This is a genomic window from Pseudaeromonas sharmana (assembly GCF_042649925.1).
In the GTDB taxonomy this organism is placed as follows: domain Bacteria; phylum Pseudomonadota; class Gammaproteobacteria; order Enterobacterales; family Aeromonadaceae; genus Pseudaeromonas; species Pseudaeromonas sharmana.
In genome coordinates, this window is sequence record NZ_JBHSAF010000003.1 from 57,383 (window position 1) to 74,621 (window position 17,239).

A 17,239-nucleotide genomic window follows, 5' to 3' on the forward strand; every position below is an offset into this window, starting at 1 on the left:
AATTGAAAGTTAGTCGGCAAGGGGACTTTTTAGGGAAATTGAACGCATGAAAATTCAAATAAACAAAGCACACAAATCCATACCCGCTGGCGTTAGCTTTGAGCTCCCAACCTTTAGCGTTATTACGGGAAAGAATGGGAGCGGAAAGAGTCACCTACTAGAGGCTATGGCCAATAGTCAAATTTCAACAGTATCTGATCACGGGAACAACCTTGCCAAAGTCTTATTGATCGGATTTGGAGGCCTCAACCCTCAAATCGATGAAGCTTGCGACCCCCAACAGATTACCCAGAACACCAAAAACTGGTGGGGGCAGATAGAGCAGCATCAACGCAATCTGATAAACGCACGAAACAACGGCGAGCAAATATCTGGACCAATTGAGAATTTCCTAGCCAGATGGGGGCACAACCCCCAGTTAATTTCCATAATCAAAAGCGTCACCCAAAAAACCGGGAGAACTTTTGAGCAATTATCAGAAGACGATGTTTATTTCAATCTAAATATTGCAGAAGCAAATTCGGGGACACTGTTTGCGTCCCAGCTTGCCCTCATATTCAAAACATATCACGTCAGATATACGAAAAATAAGTTTAAAAAATTTCTAAACCTAGAAAACAACACCAACATACCGACCCTTTCAGATGAGGAATTTTCAAGCATTTATGGCCCCAAGCCTTGGGTGTTGGTTAATGAAATACTGGCAAAAGCAGGCCTAACTTATGAGGTGGTAAATCCAGAGGCAATCGACACTGAATCGACATATCGGCTGAGATTAGTAGATCGAGATACCGGGACTGAGATATCAGCAAATGACCTATCAACGGGAGAAAAGGTTCTGATGTCTTTGGCGCTTGCCATTTACAACACTCAGGAATCGTCTGGCAAGCCAGATGTGCTAATTCTCGATGAACCTGACGCCCCTCTGCACCCTCAATATTCGAGTCTGCTTATAGAGACGCTGCGAGATGTGGTAGTAAGCAAGGCGGGTGTGCAAGTTGTTATAACCACACATTCGCCTTCAACTGTTGCAATGTGTCCAGACAACTCGCTTTTTGAAATCAATAGGGATACAAAAATACCAGAAATGGTAAGTATAAGCCGTGGCCTTGAAGTGCTAACGGACGGCATACCCCACCTCAAGATATCCACTGACGACAGACGGCAAATTTTTGTAGAAAGCAAACTTGACGTAATTTACTTTCAAAGATTGCATCAAATTACTTCCAGATTTTCCACCATAGGTTACACGCCAATATTTCTTGAGCCGCACAGCGGTACTTCAAATTGCACAGATGTTGAATCAATTGCAAATCGACTGCACGAATCTGGCAGCGATCTAGTTCGTGGGATTATTGACTGGGATGGAAAGAATATTGACAAGCATCCCATTTATGTTCTGGGCGGAGGAAGTCGATACTCAATCGAAAACTATGTTTTAGATCCGCTTTTCCTAGGGCTTGCGCTTGTTCGTCTTGGGAAGCGGAGTCTAAGTGATTTCTCCATACCTCATCTTCATACCTACATTGATGCAGCAAAACTGACCAACGAAGAAGCTCAAAAAATCTCGGATCACATAACGCTGGCAACAGGAATATCTAATGCATCGACAGCGGACTGTGAACTCCATAACGGCTGGGTTCTTAAATTACCTACACAGTTCCTAATGATGCGAGGTCATGACTGGGAAAAGTCTGTTCTTTCGTGCATTCCGGAGTTAAATGCGATTTCCAGCAAAAATGGGGATGCAGGACTTAAGCTAGGGATTATGCAAGTTATTGAGGAATTCCCTCAATTCTTATCAACTGATATTTCAAGAACCCTGATCGCACTTAAGTAGCCCGTAGGGCGCAATAGCGTAGCGTATTGCGCCGTGTGGCCGGGGATGAATGATTTTGGCCGCAGGGTTAATCTAAATAACCGCATTGTTATATCAACGCAATTTGGCTGCGTTATCTGTGCGACTGGCTGGGCTGATAGGGAATCGGAATTTCAAATGGATGGCATTTTGCCGTTTAAAAGGTTGTTGGATTCATTCCTTGGGCGGTAAAAAAGGAAAACGAATGTTTGATTTAATAAATATAAAACTGCGAAAGCCAACATACGATGATGGTAATGGCTTTATTGCCATTTGCGCTGAAAAAGAAACCATGCGGTATTACGGTGCGGCGGGATCCAATATAACCACGGAAGCTCAAGCTAAAAACCAAATCGACTGGTGCCTTGAAGAGTTTAATAATAATGGCGGGCGATGGATTATCACATTACATGATAGTGACGAATATATAGGTGATATTGGCTTTCATAATTACGATGCGAACTCACACAAGGTAGAAATTGGCTTTAGATTGAAGAACAAATATTGGGGTCAAGGGATAATAACGAAATGCATCAAACATTTGGTGGCACATGGTTTTACAAACAATCATTACAATAGAATCGAAGCGCTGGTAGATGAAAGAAATCAAGGTTCAAAAAGCGTGCTGATAAAAAGCGGATTTAAATACGAAGGCACGCTAAGGGAATACGAGCTAGAAAGTGATGGTTATGTCAATCTTGAAATGTACTCACTATTAAAAAGAGAATATGAAAATCCGACAACGTAACAAACGTTTCGTATTTACACGTTGTAAAAAATATTGCTGATGGAGTATATCCAATAACTTGGCGTGGCGATGAGTTTATTCGCCAGCAACCTTACAATTAACCTGCGTGCGATTACGCTTCGCTAATCGCACCTACGGTCCTCATATTTATCAAGGAATGAAATGGAAGAATATTGGAATCCAATGGTTCCTGAGCTATCGGTCTCGGACTTTAATAAATCACTGAGTTTTTATCGTGATCTGCTCGGTTTCAAAGTTAGAAACCAGCGGCAAAATCCAGATTTTGCTTATCTTGAGCTTGAGCGAGTTCAGATCATGATCGAGCAGATACATCAGAGTGCTTGGATTACTGGTAGCTTAGAATCGCCATTCGGTCGAGGCGTAAATTTTCAAATGGAGTTATCAGATATTGGTTCTGTATACAGCCAACTTAAGGCAGCGCAAGTTGAGCTGTATAGAGAACTATCTGAAGCATGGTATGACATTGGAGATAAACTCTCTGGTCAGCGTGAGTTTTTAGTTCAAGATCCAGACGGCTATTTGTTGAGATTTTCGCAGTATTTAGGTGAAAAAAGTAAGTTGTAAATCGCGTTATAACAAATAGTTTAAGTCGTTCGTGGACTTGCCCGCTCACTGGGCGCGGATATGGTCCGCGACCCATAACTAACATGTTGTATACCCAAGGAATGGTCATGATTGGATCACATACATTAAGAACTATTGGCGCATTAGAGATTTTTGGTGGAATCACAGGGGTCGTATCCACTGTCACAACTATGTTGCAGGGTGGATTTGTAGGGTTTGGTATAATCTTTGCGATGTTGGTTATTGTTTTTTGTTTTTTTAGTCTTTTAGCTGGAATTTACCTAATAGAAGGTAAGCCCAAAGGCATCAAAATATCCATGGTAATTCAAGCAATACAAATACCATATCTGGTCAATAGTGTTTTCGCGTTTTTTATTGTGAGTGGAGCAAATCTTCTCATTTACATCGGAAATCCGGCAGGATGGAATTTAAATATTACCTTTGATTGGTTTATCTCTTTGAGTGGTGGAAATGGCACATCCTTTGGGATTAATTTTATTGCACTAGTTGCATTTTTGGCCCTTAAAAAAATGGCCAATAGCAATTGAAACCACAAAACCACGCATGGCTTAATGTCCATAGATGCGATTACGCTTCGCTGGCACCACCCCATAGCAGAGGAAACCGCAGACGATGCATGCCTTTAGCGCGCAGTTGGTGGCCTATTTGACGGCGACCTATCAGGCCAGGACCATAGTGTTGTATGGCTCGTTTGCCAGCCACAGTGCGCATGCCGACAGTGACATTGATGTCGTGGTGTTTGCCGACGTGGAGCAGGCGACGCACGATGCCACGCTGCTTGACGGCCATCCGCTGGATGCCTGGATCTATCCGCTGGCCGACTGGCAGCAGAGCGAACGCTTGCGCCATATTTATCCGTTCACCGTGCTGCTGGATGAGGCCGGCATCGCCGCCGAGCTGGCGCGCCGCCTGGCTGAACTGCGTGCGCAGGCAACCCGCACTCTCTCGGCCGGCGAGCGCCAGCAACTGGTCGCCTGGGTGCATAAAATGCTCAAGCGCGCCAGCCAGACGTCGCTAGAGGCCAATTACCGCTATCACTGGCTGCTGCATGATTTTCCGGAGTTATTTGCCAATTTCCGCGGCGAGTATTACGACGGCCCGGTAAAAACCCTGCGCCGCATGCAAACCGTGGCGCCGGCGTTTTATCGCGAATATGAGTCGCTATTAACCCAGGCCAAGGATGTGGCGCGGGTGGGCGCATTATATCGCCAGCTGATTGCCGATACCGACTCGCAGCCCAGTGCGTAGGGGGCAATAGCGTAGCGTATTGCGCCGTATAATCGGCTAGGAATAATAATCGCCGGAGATTTACGCTCAACAATCGCATGGCGAGACATACAACTTGTTTCGCTGGCGCAATACGCATGGCTATTGCGCCCTACTCGTTGAATTGTTTGGGGTGTTATTGGGCTAATGGTTGGGGCAATAACAAGCGGGGCGAAATAAGCCGATTATTTCGCCCCGTGTTTTTTAGCGCTGCGTCAGGCAGGCCATTTCGTAGTAGTGGTTGTTGTTGTATTCAAATTCGGCGATCACCTCGAGGCCGACTTTGCGGGTGTGGGCGGCGTAGGAGCGCGGGTTGTTTTTATTCACGAACGTCACCAGCACCGGATAGCGCCGCGCCATCTGTTGCAGCGCGAACGCGAACAGATCCTCCAGCACGCCGCTACCGCGCACGCGCTTATCCAGGCACACCGGGCCGTATTGGTAGGAGTTGTCGATGCTCAGGGTATGGCCGCGGTATTGCAGCTTCGGCAGATCCTGAATCATGTAGGCGAACATCGGCCAGGCGGACCAGAACTGCCAGGAGGCGGCCATGATGTAGCCGACGACCTGGCCCTGCTGCCGGGCAATGAACAGCCCTTGCTCCTGTTCGATCAGCGCGCTGAGCTGGGCCGCGGTGAACGGCGTGGTGACAAAGCCGTCGGCCTTGTCTTCCGGCGCAATTGAATCGACCTGGTAGGTGTAGTGCAGAGCGAGGACATCCTCGATATCGGAAAGCGCTGCGATCTTCAGTTCCATCTAGTACCACCTTGCATTGTGATGAGTCGGCCGCGCGGCCGGATGCCGGCGCGGCGAACCGCCAATCTAACAAGCTCCCCCGGCAAAATGAAGCCAAGGTTACCCGGTTGGCCGGCGGCAGCTACTAGGGCAGATAGCCGACGGTGTGGAATGCCACCACGCCGCGGCGCAGGAATTGCAGCTCCAGCCGCGGCTCGTTGAAGGCCGGCGCGACAAACGGCGGCGCCTGAAAGCGGGCCGCAGCCAGCTGTTGTGGCGCGAAAAGATCGAAGCCGGCGCGAGCGAGCACCGCTTCCGGGACCACATAGTTCTGCTCCACCAGCCCCCAGAAGGTCCAGTCCTGTTCCACGCACAGTGCTAACGCCTTGTGCTGTGCCGCCTGAATGCTGAGGGCACCCAGCGTCGAGCCGAGCAGATTGCCGAGGGTGGCGCCGAGCAGCGGAATGGGGATCAGCAGTTGCCCCAGCATGGCGCCGCCGGTGCCCATCAACAGGGTGAGGGTATCGCGCGAGCTGTTGAACGCCAGTTCCCGGCCGCTGATCTCGCCGCGGGCGTATTGCCAGCCGTGTTGCAGTGAATTCAACGCCAAGGCCGTGGCCATGCCAATCGCCGCCGGGGGGAGACGCTTCAGGGCCGGTCCGAGCAGCCCCGAGCGGCAACCCCCGGTGATGATTGCGGCCAGTCCACCGCGCAGCCCGGCATTGGCCGACTGCCCCACCAGCTGCCGGGCGGCGGTCGACCAGGCGTGGTAATCGAGCTCGCCGCTGCGCTGGGCCTGCAGCAACAGCCGGTACAGCTGTGGTGCGCAGCTCAAGGCGGCGCTGAAGGCGGCGGCATGCAGCGCCGCGGTACCGGACTCGCGCAGCAGATCAGACCAGGCGATAAAGGCTTCCGTGGTCAGGCCGTACGCCTCGGCATCCAGCTCGCCATCGCGTTGCAAATCGGTAGCCAGCGCCCTGGCATCGCCTTCGGTCAGCGGCGTGGAGGTGACACCATCCACCTCGAGCCGATCGCTGACGGTCTGTGCAGTATTCTGATTGGCGGCCGCAATATCGGGGCGCGTGTCGCGGTTGCGCGCCGCCTGGCGCTGAGCCTCGGCAATCACCTCCTGCAACTGGTCGGCCGGTACCACCTTCTGGCTGTCGTTATAGGCCGGGTTGCCCAGCTGGCGTGCGGTTTCTTCGCCGGTCTTGTAATACTTCAGCTCGGCATTCCGTGCCGTGGTCGCGTCGCCATACTGCACATCCTGCCCGGTCTTGTTGTTGCCGACGGCATTGGCCCAGATATCGGTGCGCCCCTTGGCGCTGGCGGCGACTTTCAGCGTTTCGGCATGCCAGACCTCGGCCAGATTACCCTTGACGTAATTGACGTCGACGTTGGCGCGGCGCTCGGCCTCCCGTTGCAGGGCGGCGATGGCTTCATCGAGGCTGGTCTGTACCTGGTTGACGAACTCCCGCGACAGGTTGGCTCCCTGACTGGCGGCCTGATCCCGGCTGGCGCGCCAGAAGGCGTCGGCAAATTCTGCCATCAGGCTTGATCCTGCTCGCCGAACCAGTTGTCGAGCTCGTTGGCGACAAACTGGTAGAGCGCGAGTCTGGTCTGTTCGCGGCGCAGTACCTTGCGCGCCCGCTTGGCCTGCACCAATTGCACCAACTGGTAGCCCAGCCCCCCCAGCAAGCCGCCCAGCAGTGGCGCCATAGGGATAGCCAGAAAAAACGCGGCGCCGATGGTGGCTCCGGCACTGAGACCGCCAGATAATTTGCTGGCCTGGTACAGGGTGCGGCGCAAGGCATCAAAGGCGCTGGCCTGCGCCAGCTGGCCCTCACCAAACACCACCGCCTTGCTGCCGTCAAAGCCATAGCAGGCACCCTGCTGGTTGACGATCTGGCCGATCTGTTCGAGGTAGATGCGCGAGTAGGGGTTTTCGTCTCCATCGCCGAGAAAGATGACGTGGCTGCGACCGGATAACGTCGGCAAGTTCTGCCGATAGTGGGCTATGGTCCAGGCGGCACTGTCGAAGCCATCCTGTTTTGAGATTTGGTGCTGCAAGGTAATGGCCAGTTGCTCATAGATCTCGGGATAGACCACGATGACCTGCTTGTTGAATAACATCCCGTACTCCCACTGCTGATGTGCTGCTGGCCGTTGGCCGGCGTGACCGCTGCCGGTCGCTTCTGGTGTGTCAGGCTAACGCAACTGACCGGCGGAAGAAATGGCGACACAGCGAAAATCCGGCCCGGATTGACGTTTTTATTCAATGACCGGTACGGCGCTGGCGGCAGCCCGGCAATGGCCGCCGCCGCCAATGCCGGGCACTTCAGAAAAAGCAGCAAGGTTCCCTTTCAGCGACACGTCGTAAACCCATCCATGGGCTCGCTGGCGCCATGCCTGCCGCCAGCGCTTGGTTGCATGGGAACACTGGCTGCCGTATCTGATCAGCCTTCAGCCTTCAGCCTTCAGCCTTCAGCCGCAGCCGCAGCCGGGAGTTGTCGTTGCGGTGAGCGAGTGTGGCCGGTGTGACTCCCGGCCTCTTCTGGCAGCGGCAGCGTGCTGTTGTGTCCGCCGCTCCCGGCGGCTAACGGTTGAAGCTCAGGCCGTTGATGCGCGCACCGCAGTAAAAGCAGTTGCTGCGGCGCTTGCTGATGCGATGGCCGCAATCGGGGCATTGCGTCGGTTGCGCCAGCTTGCCATCCACCTTGCCGTCACGCAGATCGATCTCTTCAATCTTGTTCATGATCTGCATCTTGGTGACACCCTGTTCATGCAACAGCTCCAGCGCGGCCAGCGTCATGATATACAGCGAGTCGATTTTTTCTTCCAGCACGCCCAGATGGCCCTCGCTGTTGCGCTGCGCCGATTTGTTCTGGGCGATATCCCGTTCATTTTGTTCAATCTGCAGGCTTTGAAACCAGTCGATCATCGTAACTCCCTTCCTTGAGGAAACATGCCCAGGTCGGGATGGGGTCCCGTCAGGGGCGGCTCTGTTATCGCCAGCGCGGATGGCCAAGTCCGGGTCTGCATGGTCTGGTCAATCGGCTGGCGGCCAGGTGGTGCCATACCGGGCTTTCGTGCACAAGACGCCGGTGAGCTAGGGCGTGGCGGGCATCTCCAGCCGTTGCCAGGTCTCGGTGAATACGCCATTCGGATCTGTCTGTTCCATCTGGTCTTGGGACAGATGGATGGGATTGCTGAAGGTGCGGCCGATCAGTGCCGAGGTGGCATCACCTGCGAAATCAACGGTTTCCTGTAACACCTTGCCATCAAAGGTGTAGTGACCCCCATGCTGGAACAGGATTTGACCGCTGACCGGGTCGGGCTGAATCACGGTCCAGTGTGTGTCGGTGAACAGCTTGAGCCGGGTTCCGATCCCGGAAGGTCTGCCTGGATGGGTCGCCTTCTGCAACTGCCAGGTACCGATCAATGAGGGGGCTACAGCGCCGCCTGATGCGGTTTTATCGTGATGAGCCTGTGCCGTGCCCGTTGTGCACAGCGCAAGCAGCAGGGGGAGTATGCGGTACACAACAGCAGCTCGTTGCATGACAGATTTAGTCTCGGTAGTGAATGTTAGGCGGTAGAACATGATGTTTGCCGCGCACAGAAGGTCACCCGCATAAGGGCGGGGACAATCGAGGCGGAGTGGCCTACGCTAGCGCATCTGGTCGGGTCCGAGAATGCTGTGGTGCAAGAAAGCCGATGCAGCTTACGTTTTTATTCAGTGACCGGTACGGCGGCGGCACCGGTCATGAACAGGGACCGCCGGCGCGGCACGGATCAGCGGCTCTGCACCGAGTCGCGACTGACGAGGCGGCCGCTGAAGCGCTGCTGTTCGGCACTGGGCAGCGGTTGCCCCTCCAGTTGTTGCACCGTCATGCGTACGGCTTCCTGGGCCAGCCGGTCGCTGGGGTATTCGATGCAGGTCAGCGGCGGATTCAACTGCTCGGCGAGGCTGGAACCCTCGAGGCTGATCAGCGAGACGTCGTGCGGGACCTGCAGATTGAATTCGCGCAACAGGCGCATCGCCTCGGCGGCCATGGCGTCCTGCTGTACCACCAGAGCAGTGAACGGCAGGTAGCGGTTCAGCAGGCCGAGCAGGGCCTGCTGGTGATCGCCGGCCTCCAGTACCAGTTGCCGGTTATACGGCAGCGACTGCAGTTGCAGCGCCTGCTGATAGCCCCGGACCATCTGCAGGCCGATCGGCGCCGTCAGCTGCTCGGCCAGCAGGGCGATCTGGCGGTGGCCCTTGCCGAGCAGGAAGCGGCAGGCGCTTTCGCAGGCGAAGGCGTAGTCATAGCTCAGATTGATGCTGCTGGCGCCGTCGATGCCGTCGAGCTGCACCACGCGATCGTCGGTTTGCAGTGCCGTGTCGGCACCGATCAGCAGCACGGCATCACAGCGCCCCCCCAGCAGTTCATCCAGCGCCTCCTGCTGGCGGGCAGCGCCGTCGGCGAAGCGCACCAGCATATGGCGGTTGTGCTGGCTCAGTTCATGTTCCAGCAGCGGGAGGAGTCGGGTCAGCCGGCCGGTATCCCGAGCCGACAAGACGATGCCGATACAGTCGGTGGTCTGGTTGGCCAGAGAGCGCGCGAGGGCATTCGGGCGGTAGTTCAGCTGCTCCACCGCTTGCAACACGGCCAGTCGGCTCTCTTCGCGGACACCGCGACTGCCGCTGAGCACCCGTGACACTGTGGCTTTGGAGACATTGGCCAGGCGGGAAACATCGGTAATATTAGCCATGGCGTTGATCCTGGTAACCGGTTTTAACTTGTTTCAGGATAACACAAGCCCGTTGGCTGACCCAGTGCAAACACCCTGGAGTGCGTCAAGTGATCACAAAAAAGGCCGGCAAGCCGGCCAAAAGCAGCATGGACGCAATTCAGGGCGCGTTGTTCAGAAGAAGTACTTGAAACGGACACGGCCACCGTAACGATCCATATCGGAAACGGTATCGGAATCCGGTTGCAACTGTGACCAGTAGGCACCGAGGTAGATGTCAAAGTTCTTCAGCTCGAGCACGGCCGGGATCTTGTAGGACGCATAGGTGGTGTGGATCTTGTGGCTGCCGACCAGCGCGCCGTAGTCGTTGCCGGCCGCCAGGTTCACGGCATCGATGTCGTTGATGGCATAGATATAGCCGAGGCCGAGGTTCTGCCACACCAGGTTGGCACCGGCTGTGGTGTCGGTTTCATCCACCGCATCCATGCGTGCCAGGTTGAGGTTGACGGTCATGTCGCTGGCCAGCCAGCTGCCGGTCAGGCCATAGCCAGTCCGTTCGGAAACCGCCTCGCCGTTGGCTTCCATCGCATGGTCGATCAGGTTGGCTTCGGCGCCGAGGGCCAGCTTGAACGACTGGTTGCTCCAGGCGACCACTGGCCGGGCGATCAGCGAATCCTTGACCTTCTCGACCTGGTAGCCGTGATACTGCTGGTCGGCGAACAGGTTGGTGCGGTCGCCGATCAGCGTCGACAACTCCAGATACCAGTTGCCGGCCTGCTGATTCAGCAGCACCTGGCCGCCCTTGCCGGCCCGACCACGCCCCTCCTTCAGCATATAGATGTAGCCATGGCCATCTTTGTACAGATCGTTGGCGCTGTCACCGGAGTGCTCGACGAAGATGTCCTGGCCGAGCGGAAACATGTCGTAGGCCTCGAAGCGGCCGACCTTCATGCCCCAGCCATGGCGTTTGCCGAAACCAAGCCAGGCATCATCGGCGCTGGCACCGGCGTTCACCGATACCGTAGGTTGCACGACGATCTGGCCATAGGCACCGCTGTCCAGCTCCTTGAGGGCGGTGAAGTTGAGCAGGATGCGGCCATCCATATCCCAGCGATCCTGTTGATGGCTTTGGCCCATCAGGGTACCGGGGCTGGTGTTGGCGGCATTCAGGTTCAACTCGGCATCCCCGCCGAGGCTGAGTTTGCCGAAGTCGCCATTGGTTTCGACGACGGCCTGACTTTGACCGGCCACGGCCAGCAGCGAGGTGAGCAGGGTAACAGAGGCGATTGTTCTCATGGTGTTTCCTTAGTGATGGATGGCAATCCAAGTTGTTGTTGTTTTGCCCGCTGACGCGGGGTTCAGGGTGCAGGACGCCGCTCCGCACGGGCAGAGTGGAGTCCGGTTTCAGGTAACAGCGGGCGTCGGCCCGCGCGATCAGGCCGCCCGCAGGCGGTAGAGATCGATCAGTTCAGTGACCAGTTCGCGGGCCAGCATCGAGGTCATCAGGTGGTCCTGGGCATGGACCAGCACCAGAGTGACCGGGATCTTGCCTTCGCCCTGATCGGCCTCGATCAGCCGGGTCTGTACGGCATGGGCGGCGTTGGCGGCGGCGGTCGCCTGCCGGAGCAGGTCGTCAGCTTCGGTAAAGTGGCCCTGCTTGGCCTGGCGCAAGGCCTCGTAGCACAGGCTGCGGGATTGTCCGGCATTGATGATGATGCCCATGACGGTCTCTTCGAGTTCAAACATGTGATCACTCCATTCGTTGCGGGCTGTGTGCGCACCGGCCCGGGGTTGTCGGCTTCAGAAACCGTTGTTGCGTGCCACCTGGGCAAACCAGTCACCGCTTTGCTTGATGCGGCGTTCGCCGCTCTCGCGTTCGAGGCGAACCAGGCCGTAACGGTTTTTGTAGGCGTTGCTCCACGACCAGTTGTCGATGAAGGTCCACAGGTGGTAGCCACGGCACTGGCACCCCTCCTGCAACCCCTGATGCAGCCAGCGCAGGTGCTCGCGGATGAACTCGATGCGGTAGCTGTCGGCGATGTGGCCGTCGGCTGCGCGGAACTTCTCCTCGCCCTCAACCCCCATGCCGTTTTCCGAGATGTAGCTGGGAATGTTGCCGTACTCGTCGCGCAGCCGGCACAGGATGTCGTAGATGCCCTGTTCGTAGATCTCCCAGCCGCGGTGCGGGTTCATCTTGCGGCCCGGCATCTCGTAGTAGTCGAAGAACCACTCCGGCAGGAAGGGGCTGGCCGGGTTGACGGCGCTGTCGCGTGCCTTGACGCGGCGCGGCTGGTAGTAGTTGATGCCGAGCAGGTCGACCTTGCCGGCTGCCAGCAGCTCGGCGTCGCCGGGGTGGCTGGCCGGCAGCTGGCCGTATTCGCGCAACAGATCAACCAGGTCCTGCGGGTAGTGGCCGAGCACGGCCGGATCGAGAAAGCTGCGATTGAAGAACAGGTCGGCCAGGTGCGCCGCCTTCAGATCCGCAGAGTGGGTCGAGCGCGGATAGGAGGGGGTCAGATTGAGGATGATGCCGATCTCGCCCTCGAGCTGGCGGGTGCGGAAGCGGGTTACCGCGGCAGCGTGGGCCAGCATGGTGTGGTAGGCGACGGTGGCGGCGCGACGGAAGTCGACGACGTTCGGGTAGTGGAAGTCATACAGGTACCCGCCTTCGACCGGCACTATGGGCTCGTTGAAGGTGAACCAGTGTTTGACCTTGTGACCGAACAGCCGGAAGCAGGTGTCGGCATAGTCGGCATAGGCGGCAATCACCTCGCGGTTCTCCCAGCCGCCCTGTTGCTGCATGGTCAGCGGCATGTCGAAATGGAACAGGCAGATGAAGGGTTCGATGCCGTTCGCCAGCAGGGTGTCGATCATGTCGTGATAGAACTGCACCGCCTCGGGATTGGGTTCACCGACCCCTTGCGGGATCAGGCGTGCCCAGGCAATCGAGGTGCGGAAGCTGTTGTGGCCCAACTGGCGCAGCAGGGCGATGTCGTCGCGGTAGTGCTGGTAGAAGCCGGAGGTGTCGGCCGGGCCAACCTGCTGATGAAAACGCTGGGGTTGCAGCGCGAACCAGTGATCCCAGATGGTCGCGGCTTTGCCGCCCTGCAGGCTGGCACCTTCTGCTTGGGCGGCAGAGGAGGCGCTGCCCCACCAGAAATGGTCAGGAAAACGGTATTGCATGCTCTTTCTCCTTTACCCGGCTGCCCGCAGGCAGCCGGTCTACATCAGCAGTTAACGGGCGGTGGCCAGGGCCAGTTCGGGTTCGGCAGCCGCTTCTTCGGCTTCCTGTTTCAGCAGGGTGCGCTCGTAGGCCTTGAGGAACGGGTAGTACATGGCAGCGGCGGTCAACATGCAGAACAGGCTTAGCAGCAGCGGGCTCAGGGACCAGTTGGCGGCCCAGGAGGCACCGAGCGGGCCCGGCGTGGTCCATGGCGTCAGTGACATGACGCGCTCGACGAGGCCGAAGTCCAGGGCGAACCAGGCCAGGGTGGCGTTGATCATCGGCACCAGCAGGAACGGCAGGAAGAACACCGGATTCATGATGATCGGTGCGCCAAACAGGATGGGTTCATTGATGTTGAACAGCCCTGGCACTATGCCCATCTTGCCGATGGTGCGCAGGTGTACCGCCTTGCTGCGCAGCAGCAGGAACGCCAGCGGCAATGTCGAGCCGACCCCGCCGATCAGCAGGTAGTGGTCCCAGAAACCTTGCAGGAAAATGTGCGGCAGCGGCTCGCCGGCAGCCAGCGCGGCCTGGTTGACGGCCAGATTGGCCATCCAGAACGGATTCATGATGCCGGTGACGATCAGGGCGCCGTGAATGCCGGCAAACCACAGAATCTGGCAGATCAGCACCGCCAGCAGCATGGCCGGCAGCGAGTCCGAGGCCGCGACCAGCGGCTTGACCAGCGACATGATGGCTTCCGGCAGGATCATGCCGGTGCTGTGTTCGACCAGCAGGTTCAGCGGGTGCAGCGTCAGTATGATGAACAGCACCGGGATCAGCACTTCAAAGGAGCGGGCAACGCCGGTCGGCACCTGGGGCGGCAGCGTGATGGTGATGTTGTTGCGTTTGAGGAAGGCGTAGGCCTCGCTGGCGTAGATCGCCGTCAGCAGGGCGGTGAAGATGCCCTGGCCGGAGAAGTACTGCATCGACAGGGCGCCGTCCTTGATGGGGGCCGCGACCAGCATGAAGGCCATCAGGCACAGCAGGCCTGTGGTGACCGGCTCCATGTCATTTTGCCGCGCCAGACTGGCGCCGATCCCCACCGAGATGAACAGCGTCATCAAGCCCATGCTCAGCTGGAATGGCAGTAGCAGTTGCGGCTGGTACCTGGCCGAGAAGTCGAGCCAGGCGCGGGCAAATCCCCACTGCGTCTCCGGCGAGAAGGGCGGGAAGATGAACACCAGCATGAAGCTGCCGACGATCATGAACGGCAGGGCGGCGATGAAACCATCACGGATGGCCTGGATGTACTTCTGCTGGCCCAGACGACCGGCCAGCGGGCTGACCTGGTTCTCTATGGTCTGTACGAATTTGTCATAAAGGGTGCTCATGGTGTTTTCCTTGTGCATTCACTGTGTCAGGCCAGCAGTGACAGCGCATGGTCCAGGACCTTGTCGCCGCGCTGCATGCCGTAATCCATCATGTTGATGACATCCACCGGGATGCCGTGCTCGGCGGCGCGGACCTGCAGGTCCGGCAGCATGTACTTGACCTGCGGGCCCAGCAGAACCACCTGGTAGTGCGGCATCTGTACTTCGAACTCGGAGGCACCATAGGCCCGGATTTCGGCTGCGAGTCCGCGGCGGTTGGCCTCCTCCTGCATCTTTTTCACCAGCAGGCTGGTGGACATGCCGGAGGAACAGCACAGCATGATTTTTTTCATCGTCATCTCCCGATTGATGTGTTCTGACAGCGGCGATTCTTGATCGTTTGGATAACAAATGGAAACCGGTTTCCGTTCGCTTTGTCCCGCTCTGTGATCCGGATCGTCAAATGTAATGAAAGCGCTATCAGAACTGTGATCCTGTCTGGAATTTCGTGATTTGACTGGCGGAACAGACGGAAACCAACGCCGGAAACGGCGAGAATGGCGCCAACAATCGCCGCTGGATGCCAGGCATGGCAGGAGAATCGGAGTGGGTCAGGGCTTGAATCTGCAATTGATGGGCATGATTGCCGGCATGATCGAGCAACGCATGGTGCCGCTCGCCAACTGGTTGACACGCAGCCAGCATGTGCTGGCTCTGCGTGACGGTTTCCAGCTGGCGATGCCCTTTATCATCATCGGCAGTGTGCTGGTGCCCTTTCTCTACCCGCCGGTCATGGCCGGCAGCCAGCATCCGCTGGCGTTGCAGTTTCTGGCGTTGTCGCACTGGCTCGCGCCCTGGCTGGCTCCGGTGTATGCCCACACCCTGGGTCTGCTGGCGGTGATCATTGCCTACGGCTCGGCGGCCAGTCTGGCCAAGGCCTACCAGTTGCCGGAGCGGCTGTGTGGTCTGAGCGGCAGTCTGGCGTTTTTGATGCTGATCGACTTTCACTCGCTGCAGCCGGGGATCTTTGGCTATCTCGGTGGTCTGGGGATCTTCACCGCCCTGTGTACCGCCTGCTACAGCGTCGAAGTGATTCGATTGTTCTATCGCTGGGGCTGGTTTATCCGCATGCCGGACGAGGTGCCGCTGATTACCCGCAAGGGGTTCCAGCTGATCGTGCCTATGCTGTTTGTGCTGCTGTCACTGAGCCTGTTGAAGGTGTGGTTGCAACACCAGTTCGGCATTACGCTGGCCGAGTTGATGATGGCCCTGTTCCGGCCGCTGCTCAGCGGGGCCGATACGTTGCCGGCGCTGTTGCTGGCCTTGCTAGTGGCCCACCTGCTGTGGTTCATGGGTATCCACGGCACCATCATTGTTACCGGCCTGCTGTCGCCGTTCTGGATGAGCAATCTGGCGAGCAACCAGACGGCGCTGGCGGCCGGCGAGGCATTGTCCCACATCTTCCTGCAGGGATTTTGGGACTACTTTTTGCTGATCGGTGGCATCGGCTCGACCCTGCCGCTGGTGCTGATGGCACTGCGCAGCCGCAGCCGCACCCTGCAATCGGTAGGGCGTCTGGGTTCGTGGCCGGCGTTGTTCAATATCAATGAACCCTTGCTGTTCGGCTTTCCAATCATCATGAATCCGCTGTTCCTGCTGCCGTTTGTCGGCGTCCCGCTGATCAATGCCGTGCTGGCATGGACGCTGACCGAGTGGGGTTTTCTCGACCGCTTCATTGCCTTGCTGCCCTGGTCGATGCCAGCCCCGCTGGGCGCGGTCTGGGCGGCGAATGGCAGCTGGCACAACCTGCTGATGTCCCTGTTCTGCATGTTCAACAGCTGGATGATTTACCGTCCGTTCTTCCTGATCCACGAGAAGGTGCTGCTGCAACAGGAACAGGCACGCAGTGAGGCGAGTGCTACCACGTAGTGGAAACCGATTGCCGTCATGCGGGAATGCGCGGCGTCAGGCCATCTCCTTGTGCCGGGCAGGGGCTTGCCTCCCGCCGGCAAAGTTGCGATGGTAGAAGGCTACAGCACGCGACAGGAGGAGACGATGCGGACCCTGGGTTTGATTGGGGGCATGAGCTGGGAGTCGACGGCCAGCTACTACCGGTTGATCAATGAGGGCATCAAGCAACGGCTGGGTGGCTTGCACTCGGCGCGGCTGGTGCTCTATTCAGTCGACTTTGCCGACATCGAGGCGCTGCAGCAGGCTGGTGACTGGGTGCGTGCCGGCATGGTGCTGGCCGAGGCGACTCGTGCTTTGCGCGCCGCCGGCGCCGAGGGGGTGTTGCTGTGTACCAACACCATGCACAAGGTGGCGCCAGCCATCGAGGCGGTCGGTCTGCCGCTGATCCACATCGCCGACGCCACGGCGGCGGTGATTCGGCAGCAGGGACTGACGCAGATCGGTCTGCTCGGCACCCGCTTCACCATGGAACAGACCTTCTATGTCGGCCGCCTGCAGCGGCAGGGAATTCGCGTGCTGACGCCGGATGCGCCAGGGCGCGAAGCGGTACACAGCATCATTTATCAGGAGCTGTGCCTGGGACAGACGCGGCCTGCATCGCGCCAGCGTTACCGCGCCGTGATGGCGGATCTGGTGGCGCAGGGTGCCGAGGGGATCATTCTGGGCTGTACCGAAATCGGTCTGCTGGTCGATGCCAGCGATGCCAGCGTGCCGCTGTTCGACACCACGGCGTTGCATGCCGACGCGGCTGTAGCGTGGATGCTGGCGAGCTAGCATCGCCA

Annotated in this window: 18 protein-coding genes; 7 read left to right on the forward strand and 11 right to left on the reverse strand. The window is 57.4% G+C overall.

What is annotated here, in order from left to right:
- Positions 1-46: 46 nt before the first annotated feature.
- From ACFOSS_RS05145 to ACFOSS_RS05165, 5 genes are all read left to right on the forward strand, one after another.
- Complete coding sequence (locus ACFOSS_RS05145) at positions 47-1,840, forward strand: ATP-binding protein (protein WP_377151048.1); 1,794 nt, start codon at positions 47-49, stop codon at positions 1,838-1,840.
- Between the two features lie 223 nt (positions 1,841-2,063).
- Positions 2,064-2,606 (forward strand): GNAT family N-acetyltransferase, encoded by a 543-nt coding sequence (locus ACFOSS_RS05150; RefSeq protein ID WP_377151049.1) that lies wholly within the window; start codon positions 2,064-2,066, stop codon positions 2,604-2,606.
- A 162-nt stretch (positions 2,607-2,768) separates the two neighbouring features.
- Positions 2,769-3,191, forward strand: a complete 423-nt coding sequence (locus ACFOSS_RS05155) for a bleomycin resistance protein (RefSeq protein ID WP_377151050.1) — start codon at positions 2,769-2,771, stop codon at positions 3,189-3,191.
- Positions 3,192-3,298: 107 nt separating this feature from the next.
- Positions 3,299-3,739, forward strand: a complete 441-nt coding sequence (locus ACFOSS_RS05160) for a hypothetical protein (RefSeq protein ID WP_377151052.1) — start codon at positions 3,299-3,301, stop codon at positions 3,737-3,739.
- An 85-nt stretch (positions 3,740-3,824) separates the two neighbouring features.
- On the forward strand, positions 3,825-4,460 hold the full coding sequence (locus ACFOSS_RS05165) for a nucleotidyltransferase domain-containing protein (RefSeq protein WP_377151053.1): 636 nt from the start codon (positions 3,825-3,827) through the stop codon (positions 4,458-4,460).
- A gap of 222 nt (positions 4,461-4,682) precedes the next feature.
- Here the strand turns inward: ACFOSS_RS05165 and ACFOSS_RS05170 are convergent, their stop codons facing one another.
- The 11 genes from ACFOSS_RS05170 to ACFOSS_RS05220 form a co-directional block, all read right to left on the reverse strand.
- Positions 4,683-5,234 (reverse strand): GNAT family N-acetyltransferase, encoded by a 552-nt coding sequence (locus ACFOSS_RS05170; protein ID WP_377151054.1) that lies wholly within the window; start codon positions 5,232-5,234, stop codon positions 4,683-4,685.
- 124 nt (positions 5,235-5,358) lie between these two features.
- On the reverse strand, positions 5,359-6,762 hold the full coding sequence (locus ACFOSS_RS05175; protein WP_377151055.1) for a hypothetical protein: 1,404 nt from the start codon (positions 6,760-6,762) through the stop codon (positions 5,359-5,361).
- Positions 6,762-7,346, reverse strand: a complete 585-nt coding sequence (locus ACFOSS_RS05180) for a hypothetical protein (protein WP_377151057.1) — start codon at positions 7,344-7,346, stop codon at positions 6,762-6,764. Before ACFOSS_RS05180 ends, ACFOSS_RS05175 begins: the two co-directional genes overlap by 1 nt.
- A gap of 463 nt (positions 7,347-7,809) precedes the next feature.
- On the reverse strand, positions 7,810-8,154 hold the full coding sequence (locus ACFOSS_RS05185) for a hypothetical protein (RefSeq protein WP_377151058.1): 345 nt from the start codon (positions 8,152-8,154) through the stop codon (positions 7,810-7,812).
- A gap of 168 nt (positions 8,155-8,322) precedes the next feature.
- Positions 8,323-8,754: a hypothetical protein gene (locus ACFOSS_RS05190; RefSeq protein ID WP_377151059.1), complete on the reverse strand. Its 432-nt coding sequence runs from the start codon at positions 8,752-8,754 to the stop codon at positions 8,323-8,325.
- A gap of 251 nt (positions 8,755-9,005) precedes the next feature.
- Complete coding sequence (locus tag ACFOSS_RS05195; RefSeq protein ID WP_377151061.1) at positions 9,006-9,968, reverse strand: LacI family DNA-binding transcriptional regulator; 963 nt, start codon at positions 9,966-9,968, stop codon at positions 9,006-9,008.
- 153 nt (positions 9,969-10,121) lie between these two features.
- Complete coding sequence (locus ACFOSS_RS05200) at positions 10,122-11,243, reverse strand: carbohydrate porin (RefSeq protein WP_377151063.1); 1,122 nt, start codon at positions 11,241-11,243, stop codon at positions 10,122-10,124.
- A gap of 138 nt (positions 11,244-11,381) precedes the next feature.
- The gene (gene chbA, locus ACFOSS_RS05205; RefSeq protein WP_377151065.1) at positions 11,382-11,693 is read right to left on the reverse strand and encodes a PTS N,N'-diacetylchitobiose transporter subunit IIA; all 312 of its coding nucleotides are present in this window, start codon (positions 11,691-11,693) and stop codon (positions 11,382-11,384) included.
- Between the two features lie 54 nt (positions 11,694-11,747).
- Positions 11,748-13,130: a glycoside hydrolase family 1 protein gene (locus tag ACFOSS_RS05210; RefSeq protein ID WP_377151066.1), complete on the reverse strand. Its 1,383-nt coding sequence runs from the start codon at positions 13,128-13,130 to the stop codon at positions 11,748-11,750.
- Between the two features lie 51 nt (positions 13,131-13,181).
- Positions 13,182-14,507: a PTS sugar transporter subunit IIC gene (locus ACFOSS_RS05215; RefSeq protein ID WP_377151068.1), complete on the reverse strand. Its 1,326-nt coding sequence runs from the start codon at positions 14,505-14,507 to the stop codon at positions 13,182-13,184.
- Positions 14,508-14,533: 26 nt separating this feature from the next.
- Positions 14,534-14,839 (reverse strand): PTS sugar transporter subunit IIB, encoded by a 306-nt coding sequence (locus ACFOSS_RS05220; protein WP_377151069.1) that lies wholly within the window; start codon positions 14,837-14,839, stop codon positions 14,534-14,536.
- Positions 14,840-15,092: 253 nt separating this feature from the next.
- On the opposite strand from ACFOSS_RS05220, the gene ACFOSS_RS05225 reads away from it, so the two are divergent.
- Positions 15,093-16,415, forward strand: coding sequence for a PTS sugar transporter subunit IIC (locus ACFOSS_RS05225; RefSeq protein WP_377151071.1), 1,323 nt, complete (start codon positions 15,093-15,095; stop codon positions 16,413-16,415).
- Positions 16,416-16,541: 126 nt separating this feature from the next.
- On the forward strand, positions 16,542-17,231 hold the full coding sequence (locus ACFOSS_RS05230; RefSeq protein WP_377151073.1) for an aspartate/glutamate racemase family protein: 690 nt from the start codon (positions 16,542-16,544) through the stop codon (positions 17,229-17,231).
- Positions 17,232-17,239: the final 8 nt, after the last annotated feature.